Source organism: Shewanella sp. HN-41 (assembly GCF_000217915.1).
In the GTDB taxonomy this organism is placed as follows: domain Bacteria; phylum Pseudomonadota; class Gammaproteobacteria; order Enterobacterales; family Shewanellaceae; genus Shewanella.
The window spans coordinates 1-14,280 of sequence record NZ_AFOZ01000025.1 but is presented as its reverse complement, the minus strand read 5'-3'; the positions used below and the strand labels follow the sequence as shown (position 1 = coordinate 14,280).

The following is a 14,280-nucleotide window of genomic DNA, read 5'->3' as shown; positions in this document are numbered from 1 at the left end:
GGGGCGTCTTAGTGCCTAAAATTCACCCTTAGCTTATAAAGGTTGTTGACCTTAGTAACAGTTTATCTGATCGCTAAACAATTAAGGGATATATGGACGAAGGCGCTAATGTCACAGGGAAGCTCTACGGGATTTCACTCACTCTTGACCAGGATGTGAGCCTCGAATGTTATAGCGGCATTCTCTCTATGTTGCTTAATGGTGCTCCCCTCGGTGAAATTCTCCACGCGCTTGTGCTTAACATTGAAGCACAGCGTATTGGTACACGCGCATCTGTTCTGTTACTCAGCGATGATGGTAAACGTTTGCTCTTTGGTGCCGCGCCCCATTTACCAGATAACTATAATCAAGCCATTCATGGGGTTGAGATCGGCCCTGAGGTGGGGTCCTGCGGCACGGCTGCCTATACGGGTGAAAGGGTGATTGTTGAAGATATCGCCAATCACCCCTTTTGGGAAAAGTATAAAGCGATCCCACTAAGTGCGGGCCTTAAGTCCTGTTGGTCTGAGCCTATCAAAGATAATCATGGCAAAGTGTTGGGAACATTTGCCATGTACTACGATGAAATAAAATCCCCGACATCGCAGGATTTAATCTTAATTGTCGAGGCTGCAAGATTAGCTAGCCTTGCCATAGAACGTAGCCGTTCTATGGAGTTTCAGCGATTAGCCGTGAAAATATTTGATCGCCTCCCTTTAGCCTTAGTGATCACCAACGCGTCCAATAGTGTGTTATATGCCAACCGAGCATTTAGCCAAATAGTCCAACCTCAAACATCTGTTTCTCCTGAGTTTCATCCGGCTTTATTTCTCTCACCTTCGGAGCCCCATGAAGTAGACATGCTTTTTCAGCATCTTGCCGAAGGAAAAATGTGGCAGGGTGAGTTAATTGGTCTGCGGGGCAATGGTGAAACCTTTCACCTCGATCTTACTGTTACCGTATTTCGTGAACCCCACAGTACTCAGAATGGCTTTGCTTGGCTATTTTCGGATATTAGCGAGCGTAAGAAAGCGGCACAGCTGATTAAATACCAAGCCAATAATGACTCCCTCACAGGGCTTGCCAACCGGAATGCTTTATTCCGGCAAATCCAAGAGCTTATTACCGCCGACAGTTTAACTCCGGGTTTTAGCTTTATGTTGATGGACTTAGATAATTTTAAGCAAGTTAACGATACCTATGGGCACGATAAAGGCGACATGCTATTGGTCCAAGTTGTCGAGCAAATTAAGGCCTGCTTGAATGACAGCATAGTGTTTTCTCGCCTTGGGGGGGATGAGTTTGCGTTGTTATTACCAGGTGTTGTGACCCAAAAAGAGCTTTCACAGCTTGCAGAAACCATTAATAAGCATGTCTATCGCCGATATGAATTATCTAAAGACAAAGGCGTTTATAGTTCTGTGAGTATCGGGATCGCACGTTTCCCGGAAGATGCGCTCGACTTAGAGCAATTGTTAAACTGCGCCGATCAGGCCATGTATATTTCTAAGGCAAATGGACGTAATCGTTATCATTTTTTTACCGAGCAAATGCAGCAAAATGCGGAGCGAATCGCCAATTTACACACTTTGCTTAAGCAAGCCTTAGATCAAAATGTATTTGAGCTTTATTTCCAACCTATTGTTAATGCAAGCACGGGCTTAATTGTGCGTGCTGAAGTTTTGTTGCGTTGGCAACATGAGGGCCAATTTATCCCCCCCGATGAGTTTATCCCCATCGCCGAGAATAGCGGTTTAATCGTGGATATTGGCCGTAACGTCCGCCGGAGTGTGATGGAAACCATTTTAGAGATGCAGTCCCATGGCTGGGCCATCAGTTTAGCGATCAACGTCTCTACCTTTGAGTTTTGGTCCCATGAGTTGCAGGATGAGTTTTGTGATTCCTTCACCGATATCATTGACGATTTGGGCCGAGTGGATTTCCCCTATGAGTTAATTACGCTGGAAATCACTGAATCGCTGTTGATGAAGCAGCATGTGCATTTAATCAAAGTTCTGAATGAGTTACGTGGCCGAGGCGTGAAAATTGCCTTAGATGACTTTGGTACTGGCTATTCCTCTTTATCCTATTTAGCCAACTTCCCGATTGACCAGATCAAAATCGATAAAAGTTTTATCGATAGGCTAGAGGAAGGTGAACGCCATGAGGCGTTAGTGGAGGCAATAGTGCGCTTGAGCCATGCGCTCAATCTCAGTGTAACGGCGGAAGGGGTGGAGAATGAATCGCAGCTTAGATTTGTAGTGGCGAATCATATTCAAGAGATCCAAGGTTACCTTTTTTATAAGCCTATGACGAAGGCAGCTTTTTTTGAATTGCTGGCGAAGCAAGCCTAGAAAGTGTTTTCCCTTAAGCCTTAGTTTGCCATACCAAACATAAAGAGCGCCGAAGGGCGCTCTTTATGCTTTGAAGCCGTCACTTAGCATTTTAGGTTTCAGGCGTAAGCTGATTGTTGATCACCACACTTAAATAGTCAGTGAAATCGTGCCCGTGATTTTGCAGCATTTTAGGGAACATTGAAATTGGAGTTAAACCTGGGAAGGTATTGATTTCATTTAGCAAAATTTCATTGTCAGCGGTTAAGAAAAAATCGATGCGCGATAGGTGGCGCAGCTTCATGCCTGTAAAGGCTTTAATGGCATAGGCACGAATTTGGTCGCTGATCTCGGTAGGCACATTTTGCGCGACGACGTCGGTACGGGCCTTACTGTTCTTGGCGTATTTTTCATCGAAGGTGTAAAACGTATTGCTGTCGCAGATGATTTCACCCGGCAGCGTTGCCACAATTTCACCCTTATATTCGTATACTGCAACCTCTAACTCCCTGGCTTTAATGGTTTTTTCAACCACAACATAGGGGGCGTAACTAAAGGCATCCTTGAGGACAGCGGCAACCTTGTGGCTATCGTCGACTTTGTAACAACCAACTGATGACCCCTGGGAAGCGGCCTTAATGAAGATGGAACCCCACTGGGCTAACGCTGCTTGGGTTTGGGCAATGGCATCCTCATCGTATTGATGGAGGAAAATATAGGGCGTGTTGGGGATCCCTAAGGCCGAGAACCACATTTTGGCGGTAATTTTGTTGAAGCAATTACTGCTGGCTTCGGATTCACAGCCAAAATAGGGCAATTGGATCAGATTAAAATAGGATTGAATATCGCCAGTTTCCCCAGGATAGCCGTGAATACAGGGGATAACATAATCCACTGACCAAGGGGCTTTGGTTTCATCACGAAAGCGGATCTCACGGTTATTCGTGAGTTCACAATCGTCACCCGCCGCGGTGCGGTACTGGCCACATTTATCCAGCTCAACGCGTAGGACGGAAAACTGATCGGATTTTGCCAATGAGGTTTCAAAATAATTAGCCGACATTAGGGAAATATTGTGTTCCGCACTTCCACCGCCGCACAGCAAAAGTAGATTGATCTTAGACATTGGGATTCCTCAAGTGAGCAAAATCGGAGCGGGTAGCGAAGGCTTATCCTGCATCCTGTAACATAGCCGTTGCCATCTTAGTTTTCTTATCCCCATCAACGCAAGGACTGCGACATTGGACAGTGATCGAATGGTGAATTTTAACGCATCATTTTCTTCGGGGGCTTTGGCTTAGCGGCTAAAATGCAGCAATCGATTATTGGCCGGCATGGAAAAATCCTGTTTGAGTGAAAAACCTTGTGCATCTGCTAGGTTACAGATCCATTCAATATCACGGATCCCACTTGCGGGGTCACGTTGCCTCAAAAAAGCATCAAACTGGCGGTTGCTGTCACTGGTAAATTGGCCTTGATAGTTAAAGGGGCCATAAATACATAGGGTGTTAAGCTGCGGCAGATAGGCACCTAGGCCGCTAAAAAATGCTTCCACCATCTCTTTACTCATAATATGCAAGGTATTTGCAGTGAATACCGCATCGATGTCGGGTGTGAGCCCATGGACTGGCCATGGCTGAGTGACATCAAGACTGAGCGGTAAGCGTATATTCGTCGCAGGGTTTGGCAGCATGGCTTCCTGCTCACATCTGGCTTTGATTGTCGCAAGATACTCGGGCTGATCACTGGTTTGCCAAATCAGATGGGGCAGGTTCGCCGCAAAATAGACGGCATGTTGTGCCGTGCCACTGCCAATTTCGAGTACATGTTGGTTTTGCGAAAAGGCCTGTGTCAATAGGGCCAGAATCGGTGCTTTGTTGTTTTCGCAGGCTTGGGAAAAGGGCAGTGCTAACATAATGTATTTAGTAACCTATTGGTTTTATTTTATTAAAATTTAACTATCGTGTGTTGTCACTTGAATTGGCGGCCTATATTCACTCCAACTCGCAGGGCTAAGCACTGGGCAAAGAATCGTGTCGATATAGTCCATAGCCTAACCTAAGCTCGGGGAAAGCGTAAGCCTTGATATCCCTGCTTGACGTCATTTTCAACTTAGTTATACTCAAAATGTTGAACGCATGTAAAAAATATAAAACAATGTGGTACCGACTATCTTCGGATACTTGTCACTGATGCCCCTATCAATATTCAATCCGCTATCGTCAAAGGAATGTTATGCCCGCAGAACGTTGTGCCTCCTATTACAATGCCACCATCAATCAAGAGTCGGCTTATCCTGCGCTTGAAGGCAACATTCGAGTCGATGTGGCGATTGTTGGTGGCGGCTTTACCGGTGTGGCAACGGCGTTGGAATTATCTGAGAAGGGCTACAAGGTGGCCCTTATTGAGGCCAATAAGATCGCGTGGGGCGCGACCGGACGCAATGGCGGGCAGGTGACGGGCAGTTTGTCCGGCGATGTTGCGATGACAAAACAACTGCGCCGCCAGATTGGCAATGAAGCTGAAGATTATGTGTGGAATATGCGTTGGCGTGGCCACGATATAATTAAAAATCGGGTGGCCAAGTACGGCATAGCGTGTGATTTAAAGTTTGGCCATATCCAAACCGCTTACCAGATGCAGCACATGCAGGAGCTTAAGGCGATGCATGCTGAGGCGCAGCGTCGCGGCATGGGGGAGTTTATGACCTTGGTCTCCGCCGATGAAATGCCCGCCTATTTAGGCTCGCCCTTGTATCACGGCGGCTTAGTTAATCGACGCAACATGCATTTACACTCAGTGAATTTATGTCTTGGTGAAGGGCGCGCCGCAGCAGGTCTTGGGGCGTTAATCTTTGAAAACTCACCCGTGCTCGATATTGAGGACGGTGATGTGGCGACTGTTGTCACCGCTAAGGGCAAAGTGCGCGCCAATAACGTGCTGATCGCGGGGAATGCTTACCATAAACTCGCGCGTCCAAAACTGCGAGGCATGCTATTTCCTGCGTCCTTAGGTAATTGTGCCACCGCGATTCTGTCCGATGAGATCGCTTCGCAAATCAATCCGCAGGATTTGGCCGTGTACGATTGTCGCTTTGTACTGGATTACTATCGCCTAACCGCGGATAAACGGTTGATGTTCGGCGGCGGGACTAATTACAGCGGCCGCGATCCTAAAAATGTGGCGGCGGAACTGCGGCCCGCGATTGAGCGTACCTTTCCGCAATTAAAGGGCATCGATATCGAATTTGCCTGGGCGGGAATGGCGGGGATAGTCATTAACCGTATCCCGCAGCTTGGCAAAGTGTCACCTAATGTATTCTATTGCCAAGGATATTCTGGGCATGGAGTGGCGACATCGCACATTATGGGCGAGATCATGGCTAATGCGATAGATGGGCAATTGCGTGAATTTGATTTGTTTGCCGCCATGCGCCATATCCGCATTCCATTAAATGAGTGGTTTGGTAATCAAGCGCTGGCGTTAGGCATGTTGTATTACACCTTGCGGGAAAACTGGCGCTAGTTTGCGTCGTTTTATCTGCTACCACTCAATCTGCTCAAACATCATTTAAGCCTGTTCGATGAGTTTTTCGGCGAGGTAATCGACCAATACGCGGATCTTGGCTGACAGATGGCGATTTTGTGGATAGAGCGCCCAAATGCCTTCTTTGGCTTCACGGTGACCGTCAAGGAAGGAGAGTAAACGTCCGGCTTGAATATCTTCTTCAATATAATAATCGGGTAGTTGCACTATCCCTATGCCCTTTAGCGCCGCATCCCTTAATGCGTAGCCGCTGTTACAGTTGAGGTTGCCGCGCACTTTGATATTGCGCTCGCGGCCATTTTCCACAAAGCGCCAGTAATTATGATTACCGATCAAACAATTGTGCTGGCTAAGTTCAGATAAGGTATGGGGCTGGCCGTATTTCTCCACATAAGTCGCTGAGGCGGCGACATAGTGGGTTCGGCTGCTGAGCGGTTTAGCCATCAGACTCGAATCGGCGAGTTTTCCGAGGCGAATGGCCAGATCATACCCGCCTTCTATCAAGTCTAAGGTGCGATTGGTGAGGTCGACACTAAACTCGACACTGGGATATTGCACCATAAAATCATTGAGTAACGGCATGATAAATTTCTCGCCATAGGCCACCGGCGCTGTGAGCTTGACTAAGCCTTGGGGTGAGTCCTTTAAATTTGAGATAGCGCGCTCGGCTTCTTCTAACCCAGTTTGTAATTGGCGGCAATGGCGATAATAAATCGTGCCTTCTTCGGTTAACGACACTTTGCGGGTAGTGCGGTAAAACAGCTTAGTGCCGAGGCGATTCTCTAAGGCGCTGACTTGGCGGCTAACGTGGGCGGTGGAGATATTCAGTCGCTGCGCCGCTAAGGTAAAACTTTCGGCCTCGGTCACTGCGACAAATTCAGAAATGCCATCCCAGAGGTACATTATTGTTGCTCGGTAAAAATGAATTGCTTGAATACTAGATTGTCTCTCGTTGAGAAACAAATACAATCTTCCTATTCATTAGCATTAGTGCAGTGGCATCAGTGCAGTGGCATCAGTGCAATGGGCATCAGCGTATGCGTAGGCCCTTATGCAGAGCTCTTTATGCTGAGTCCGTATGTTTGAGCCAAGATGCTTTAGCTTAAGTGGAATCGATTACAACAATATCTTTCTCCTATTACCTATCAAGGGACGGAAACAATGCCGAACGAAAAACCACAGTTTATTAAATCAAAGGCCGCTGTTGCTTGGGGACCAGGACAACCACTTAAGATTGAAGAAGTGGATGTGATGTTACCTAAAGCGGGCGAAGTCTTAGTACGCATTGTGGCCACGGGTGTGTGTCATACGGATGCGTTTACCCTGAGCGGTGATGATCCTGAAGGGGTATTCCCCTCGATTCTAGGCCACGAAGGCGGTGGTATCGTTGAACAAGTGGGCGAGGGCGTGACCAGCGTGCAAGTGGGCGATCATGTGATCCCTCTTTATACCCCAGAGTGCGGCGAGTGCAAGTTCTGCCTATCGGGCAAGACTAACCTGTGCCAAAAAATTCGGGCGACCCAAGGTAAAGGCTTAATGCCCGATGGCACTACGCGTTTTTACCTCGATGGCAAGCCGATTTTCCATTATATGGGCTGCTCGACCTTCTCTGAATATACAGTGCTGCCTGAAATCTCATTGGCGAAAGTCAATAAGAGCGCGCCATTAGAAGAGATTTGTCTGTTAGGTTGTGGCGTGACCACTGGCATGGGCGCTGTGATGAACACGGCCAAAGTGGAGGAAGGTGCGACCGTGGCGATTTTCGGCCTCGGCGGTATCGGTTTATCGGCGATCATTGGTGCAACTATGGCAAAAGCCAGCCGCATTATCGCCATCGATATCAACGAGTCTAAGTTCGAATTAGCCAAAAAACTCGGCGCGACCGATTGTATCAACCCTAAATTACTCGATAAGCCCATCCAAGAGGTGATCGTTGAGATGACCGACGGCGGCGTGGATTACTCCTTCGAGTGTATCGGCAACGTCAATGTGATGCGCAGCGCCCTAGAGTGTTGCCATAAGGGGTGGGGCGAGTCGGTGATCATCGGTGTCGCCGGTGCTGGGCAAGAGATTTCAACCCGTCCATTCCAACTGGTGACGGGCCGAGTATGGCGCGGTTCTGCCTTTGGCGGCGTGAAAGGGCGCTCAGAACTGCCACACATTGTTGAGCGTTACATGGCGGGTGAGTTTAAGCTCGATGATTTTATCACCCATACTATGGGACTTGAGCAAATCAATGAAGCGTTCGAGCTGATGCACCAAGGTAAGAGCATCCGCAGCGTGATCCATTTTGATAAATAAGCGGTTTCGCACTGTCTATTGATGCTTCACTTTGATGTGGCAACACAGCAGGCCGGTGTAAATCTGTCCGCTGTGTTGCCAACTGAGCAGATGACTAACGCTAAGACAAATGCCATGACTAACGCTAAGACAAGCGCTATGACCAAGCGCTAACAGATTGAGCTTAAAAGGACTTGTATGACCATAGAAAATATCAGTTGTAACAAGAGTTTCGGCGGTTGGCATAAGCAATATCGCCATCAATCTCAGTCGTTAAACTGCGAGATGCGCTTCGCGATTTATCTGCCGCCAGAAGCGGTGAGTAAAGCTGTGCCTGTGCTGTATTGGCTCTCAGGCCTAACCTGCACCGATGAAAACTTTATGCAGAAGGCGGGTGCACAGCGTATGGCTGCCGCGCTCGGCATGGCGATTGTCGCCCCCGATACCAGCCCTCGCGGTGACGATGTGCCCGATGCGGCGGACAAAGCCTACGATTTAGGCTTAGGCGCGGGTTTTTACCTCAATGCGACCAAAGCGCCCTGGAATCGCCATTACAAAATGTACGATTACATAGTCCATGAGCTACCTGCCTTGATTGAAGCTCATTTCCCTGTGAGCAGTCAGCGCGCCATATCCGGCCATTCCATGGGCGGCCATGGTGCTTTGGTGATTGGCCTGAGTAATCCGCACAGATACAGCTCTATTTCGGCCTTTAGTCCGATTTCGAATCCGAGTAATGCGCCTTGGGGCATTAAAGCCTTTAGCGAGTATTTAGGTGAAAACCGTGAGCATTGGCGCCAGTACGATGCCTGCGAATTGCTCAAGCTCGCCATTGCCGAAGTGCCAGTCATGATTGACCAAGGTGAAGCTGATAGCTTTTTAGACAGTCAATTAATGCCACAATCGCTGGTGGATATTGCTCAGGCTAAGGGGTATCCCTTAGATGTGCGGATGCAGCCGGGGTACGATCATAGCTACTACTTTATCGCGAGCTTTATTGAAGAGCACCTTAAGTTCCATAGTTTGTACTTTAAGCCCTGAATCGTCGATTCAGCAGTCACACCGATGAGCTAAAACAAAAATGCCGCAACTCAGTGAGTTGCGGCATTTTTTATGGTGCGAATTAAGCGATTAGCGAAAGTGAACTAACACTTAACACTCAACGATGTTGACCGCTAAACCACCTTTGGCGGTTTCTTTGTATTTGCTGCGCATATCTTTACCGGTATCCATCATGGTTTTGATCACTTTATCCAGTGAAACCTTATGGTTACCATCACCGCGTAGGGCCATACGCGAGGCGTTGATCGCTTTGATCGCGCCCATGGCATTACGTTCAATACAAGGCACTTGCACTAGGCCGCCAACAGGATCGCAGGTTAAACCTAAGTTATGTTCCATGCCGATTTCAGCCGCGTTTTCAACGTGCTCAACGGTGCCGCCCATGATTTCAGTCAGTGCACCCGCGGCCATAGAACAGGCTACGCCCACTTCACCTTGGCAGCCCACTTCGGCGCCCGAAATTGAGGCATTTTTCTTGTACAAAATACCAATCGCGGCGGCGGTTAATAGATAACGGGCGCAAACATCGATATCCACTTCTTGTACAAAGGTGTCGTAATAGCATAAAACCGCAGGAATAATCCCCGCTGCACCGTTAGTTGGCGCAGTCACTACGCGATCGCCTGCCGCATTTTGCTCGTTGACCGACAGGGCGAATAAATCGACCCAATCCATCGCCGTTAATGGGTCTACGTTGTTACGGCCTTCGGCTTTCAAACGACGGTACAGGGCAGGGGCGCGACGACGCAGTTTTAAGCCGCCGGGTAAAATGCCTTCCTTCTGATAACCGCGTTCGATACAGGTTTTCATGGTTTGCCAAATGTTCCACAGTTTAGCTTTGACTTCCTCTTCAGTCGCTAAACTCAGTTCGTTCGCCATCATCAAAGAAGAAATGCTCAGACCTTGTTCGCTGCATAATTCCAATAAGTGGGCTGCACTAACAAAATCAAAGGGTGCTGCTTCAATTTGTGATGCAGGGGATGCATTGCGTTGGCTAATTTCATCTTCATCTAAGATAAATCCGCCGCCAACTGAGTAGTAAGTGCGCTCATAAATGCATTCATCCTTGCTATAGGCGTATAGGGTCATCGCATTGGCGTGGGCTGGCAAGGTTTTACGTCTGTGGTAGGTAATGCCGTCTTCACGGGTAAACTTGACGACTTTACCTGTGCTGAGTGTCAGGGTTTCACTCTTAGAGACATGCTCAAGGATGCCATCTATGCTGTCGGTCTCTACGGTTTCAGGATCTTCACCCATCAGGCCTAAAATGACCGCTTTACCTGTACCGTGGCCTTTACCTGTTTGGCCGAGGGAGCCAAAAAGTTCGGCTCTTAGTTCATCTACTTGGGAAAGGAGATCTGCATCTGTGAGGTGTTGCATAAAAATTTTGCCCGCTTTCATCGGGCCGACAGTATGTGAACTCGAAGGGCCTATGCCGATCTTGAACATATCAAATACGCTAATCATGATTGAAGTCCTGTTGTGTCTTACTTTTTATTCTAGTCAGAGCCCACGGGATTGCTCGCAGTCCGGTATAAAGCAGACTAGCCTTGTTGACGTAAACTCTGGCAAACTGCAGACAGCTTTCCGGCGGGATCCGCTTGAGTGATACTCTTGCTATCAGTATCACATAGAACAGTGTGACAATTCACATTAGTTTTTTTGATTTGAAAATCTTCGGATAAGTAGAGCTTAACTCGCCGTATCAGTTTGCCCTGCCAGAGGGTAAAATTGTCAATTTTAAAAGGACTGTAATAGTGAATAGTTCGCTTTTTTGGTGTTTTGTGTGACACAGCCAGACTTTAGCTATTGTGGTTATTTTTTGAGTATTAATGAATATTTTTAGGGAGAAGTATGAGTTATTTAATGTTGGATTTGCTCTCGGTGGATGTCAGTGAAGCTGAAGCTGAAATGCTTCGCCATCCACAGGTGGGTGGTTTAATTCTATTTTCCCGCAATTTTTCGAGCCGCGCGCAGCTGATTTCCTTAGTGCAACAGATCCGTCAAATTCGTCCCGAGATGCTGATCGCCGTTGACCATGAAGGTGGCCGGGTGCAGCGCTTTCGAGATGGTTTTACGCTTATTCCTGCGATGGGGGATATTTTGCCTGCCGCGAAAGACGATATGGCACTGGCAAAACGTTGGGCCTGCGAGCTGGGTTTTTTAATGGCAATTGAGTTATTGGCCTGCGATATCGACTTAAGTTTCGCGCCCGTATTGGACTTAAACGGCGTGAGCCAAGTGATAGGTAAACGCAGTTTTAGCCCTGAGCCCGATGAGGTGATTACACTTGCCGAAAGCTTTATTGCTGGCATGGCTGAGGCTGGAATGGGTGCTGTGGGTAAACATTTCCCCGGACACGGCAGTGTGGTGGCGGACTCACATATTGCGCAACCCATAGATGAGCGCGAAGCCGAAGCTATCTTCAATAAAGATATTTTGCCTTTTAAGGCGTTGATAGCGAAAGGGCAATTATCGGGGATCATGCCTGCCCATGTCATTTATCCTAAGGTTGATCCTAATCCTGCGGGTTTTTCATCTTATTGGCTGCAACGGGTGTTACGTCAGGAGCTGGGTTTTAAAGGGGTGATTTTCTCCGATGATTTAGGCATGAAAGGCGCAGCATTTGCTGGGGATTACCTTGGCCGTGCACAGGCAGCATTGGATGCGGGCTGTGACATGATTTTAGTTTGTAATGATAATCCGGGTGTGATGTCACTGTTAGAGGGCTTTGTTTGGCCAGCGGTAGCACCCCAATATCCCGCCAGTTTGCTCAAGCCTAATGTAGCTCAAACCGCGTTGGCGCTGGAGAATGGTGCCCGCTGGGAAAATGCCAAACAGTTGGCGGAACAAATTTGTTTAGCACAACAGGCAAAAGTTTGATGCAACGCAAGGTTCTGGCACAAACTTTTGCTAGGGTAATGGGTGTCACTCGTTAACAACCCGTGTTATCTCACACTGTTAAAAGGCCTTGATATGATTTTCTATCTTCACGGATTTGATGCGACTAGCCCTGGTAATCATGAGAAAATGCGTCAGTTGCAGTTTATTGACCCCGATGTGCGTTTGTTAAGTTACAGCACGCTACACCCTAGACACGATATGCAGCATCTGCTCAAGGAAGTGGCGAAGCAGATGCAAAATACCGACGACCCAGCGCCTTTGATGGTTGGCGTCGGACTCGGAGGATATTGGGCTGAGCGAATTGGGTTTTTAAATGGCCTTAAATCTGTGCTGATTAATCCCAACTTGCACCCCGAAGATAATATGCAGGGCAAGATTGATCGCCCTGAAGAGTATGCCGATATTGCTAATAAGTGTGTATCGCAATTTCGGCTAAAAAACACCCATAGAGCCATGTGTATATTTTCTACCAATGATGAGGTGTTTGATAACCAACAACTCGCTAGCGAATTAAAGCCCTATTATTCGATTGATTGGGATGAGGTTCAGCCCCATAAATTTCCCCAACTCGCTGCACATCTGCCCAAAATAAAAGCCTTTAAGTTGGGAGCTTAGTGCTTCCTTATATTCGCTAATACAGGCTTGTCATGGCCTTGCGGATCGACACTGAGAATAGAAACCTAGGTTTCTGAGCTTATGAACGACAGCTATGGTCGTTCTCATGCATCCCTGCATTGCACGACATTCAGGCGTCCTGCCTATCAGATGGCGAACTGGCAGTTAAACAGGATGTTGTTCAAGTCCGTCCTTGGGGCGGACAGTCGTCTCGCAAATTACCATGGTTCGCTTTTCGAGTGCTTGCGTAACTTTCAGATTTTATAGCCTAAATCTAATCTCAACGATTATAGGCACCACTCTATTGGACAAAAACGTGCTATGTTTTGCGCGGAATTCTCTTCATTCCGGATAAGCATAAATAATACCGAGAGTTGAATCGTGAGCAGTGATGAACTTAAGGATGTAACGCTTGGCTAGAGGCTTTACCTTTACACCATTTCCCACTGTTGTGCTGCTTTTTAAACTCGCACATGCTATCCCATCGACCACTTATGCCACTGTATTGACGACGAAATTCTTTGGCAGAAGTGAGCCACGCATCGGGCGTAATGCCTAACTCATTGAGCAGTTTTGGCCGTTGGTTATCGATATAACCTTTTTTATCAAGGCGAATCGCTCGGCCTGTCCAATCAATCAGTTCGAGATAATCGGCAAAATGAAACGGAATGCCAGATTGCTGACTTAGATGTGTTGCACCATCAAATTTGGCGAGGGATGGGGGTGTTGTTTGCGGTCGTTTATTTGTGGATTGAGCCAGTGTGTTAAGTGAGGGAAAAGTGTCATCTTGCGGGTCTAGCGAGTTAATCCGCTCTTGAATCGATGTAAAATCAGAGGATTGCAAAGAGTCAGCAATGCCCGCTCTGATAGGATTTAAATCCACGTACATCATGCACGCCAGCAAGGCTTGTTCATCTAACAATGCTTGCGACTTAAACCTTCCTTCCCAGAAGGCCCCTTTACACTCATCTTCACGATTGGCCTTACGGGCAATTTCTTCATTTAAACAGCGCATAAACCAGCTGATACTACTTAATCGTTCATGCCACTCGGCAAGTAAGCTATCGAGTAACATGACTTCAGCGTCGATTAAAGCATCACCATTCATATACTTAGTGGCGACAGCATGGCCCTTAGTGATTTGACACCAGCGGCTGATAATGTCTTTTTGTGTTAACGATTTAGCCTTCTCGAGATCAATTTTAAGCACTAAATGATAGTGGTTGCTCATCACCGCATAAGCGCAAATATCAATGCAAAAAATCGCAGATAATACCTTTATTTTATCAACAATCCAGCCACGTCTATGCTCGTAACTGCGACCTGTGAGTTTATCTTCACCACACAAAAAAGCCCTTCTAACACAGCGATTTATTACATGATAGAAAGGCGTCGCATTGGCATCAATTAACTGTCTTCTGGCCGAAGTCATCACAAACTCCACACAGACAAAATCAAGATAATGTAAAGCCTAGTCAAAGAAGCTAAAAAACACAAAGAGATGTGGCTGTCCTTTCTATTCCTGAGGTCATAAGACACTCCAAAACGACAAAACCAAGAT

11 protein-coding genes are annotated in these 14,280 nt (G+C 47.3%); 6 read left to right on the top strand and 5 right to left on the bottom strand.

The features are described from left to right. Positions 1-92 precede the first annotated feature (92 nt). A complete protein-coding gene (locus tag SOHN41_RS09785; protein WP_007648340.1) occupies positions 93-2,333 on the top strand; it encodes a sensor domain-containing phosphodiesterase in 2,241 nt (746 codons plus the stop codon). A 91-nt stretch (positions 2,334-2,424) separates the two neighbouring features. Here SOHN41_RS09785 and SOHN41_RS09780 read toward each other — a convergent pair whose 3' ends face one another. Both SOHN41_RS09780 and SOHN41_RS09775 read right to left on the bottom strand, forming a co-directional pair. Further along, positions 2,425-3,438: a D-alanine--D-alanine ligase gene (locus SOHN41_RS09780; RefSeq protein WP_007648338.1), complete on the bottom strand. Its 1,014-nt coding sequence runs from the start codon at positions 3,436-3,438 to the stop codon at positions 2,425-2,427. Between the two features lie 171 nt (positions 3,439-3,609). Next, a complete protein-coding gene (locus SOHN41_RS09775) occupies positions 3,610-4,227 on the bottom strand; it encodes a DUF938 domain-containing protein (RefSeq protein WP_007648336.1) in 618 nt (205 codons plus the stop codon). A 320-nt stretch (positions 4,228-4,547) separates the two neighbouring features. Between SOHN41_RS09775 and SOHN41_RS09770 the strand changes: the two genes are divergently transcribed. Beyond that, positions 4,548-5,837, top strand: a complete 1,290-nt coding sequence (locus SOHN41_RS09770; RefSeq protein ID WP_007648334.1) for an NAD(P)/FAD-dependent oxidoreductase — start codon at positions 4,548-4,550, stop codon at positions 5,835-5,837. A gap of 45 nt (positions 5,838-5,882) precedes the next feature. Here the strand turns inward: SOHN41_RS09770 and SOHN41_RS09765 are convergent, their stop codons facing one another. Beyond that, positions 5,883-6,761: a LysR family transcriptional regulator gene (locus tag SOHN41_RS09765; RefSeq protein ID WP_007648332.1), complete on the bottom strand. Its 879-nt coding sequence runs from the start codon at positions 6,759-6,761 to the stop codon at positions 5,883-5,885. A 258-nt stretch (positions 6,762-7,019) separates the two neighbouring features. On the opposite strand from SOHN41_RS09765, the gene SOHN41_RS09760 reads away from it, so the two are divergent. After that, on the top strand, positions 7,020-8,159 hold the full coding sequence (locus tag SOHN41_RS09760; protein WP_007648331.1) for an S-(hydroxymethyl)glutathione dehydrogenase/class III alcohol dehydrogenase: 1,140 nt from the start codon (positions 7,020-7,022) through the stop codon (positions 8,157-8,159). A gap of 177 nt (positions 8,160-8,336) precedes the next feature. After that, the gene (gene fghA / locus SOHN41_RS09755) at positions 8,337-9,179 is read left to right on the top strand and encodes an S-formylglutathione hydrolase (protein WP_007648327.1); all 843 of its coding nucleotides are present in this window, start codon (positions 8,337-8,339) and stop codon (positions 9,177-9,179) included. Positions 9,180-9,290: 111 nt separating this feature from the next. On the opposite strand, the gene SOHN41_RS09750 is transcribed toward fghA, so the two are convergent. Continuing rightward, the gene (locus SOHN41_RS09750; protein ID WP_007648326.1) at positions 9,291-10,667 is read right to left on the bottom strand and encodes an L-serine ammonia-lyase; all 1,377 of its coding nucleotides are present in this window, start codon (positions 10,665-10,667) and stop codon (positions 9,291-9,293) included. A 387-nt stretch (positions 10,668-11,054) separates the two neighbouring features. On the opposite strand from SOHN41_RS09750, the gene nagZ reads away from it, so the two are divergent. Together nagZ and ycfP are read left to right on the top strand one after the other, a co-directional pair. After that, on the top strand, positions 11,055-12,083 hold the full coding sequence (gene nagZ / locus SOHN41_RS09745) for a beta-N-acetylhexosaminidase (RefSeq protein ID WP_007648325.1): 1,029 nt from the start codon (positions 11,055-11,057) through the stop codon (positions 12,081-12,083). Between the two features lie 93 nt (positions 12,084-12,176). Next, entirely contained in the window at positions 12,177-12,719 is a 543-nt protein-coding gene (ycfP, locus tag SOHN41_RS09740; RefSeq protein WP_007648324.1) for an alpha/beta hydrolase YcfP, read from the top strand. Positions 12,720-13,116: 397 nt separating this feature from the next. Here ycfP and SOHN41_RS09735 read toward each other — a convergent pair whose 3' ends face one another. Beyond that, positions 13,117-14,151 carry a transposase gene (locus tag SOHN41_RS09735; RefSeq protein WP_007648323.1) on the bottom strand — a complete coding sequence of 345 codons (1,035 nt, stop codon included), beginning with the start codon at positions 14,149-14,151 and terminating at the stop codon, positions 13,117-13,119. Positions 14,152-14,280 lie beyond the last annotated feature (129 nt).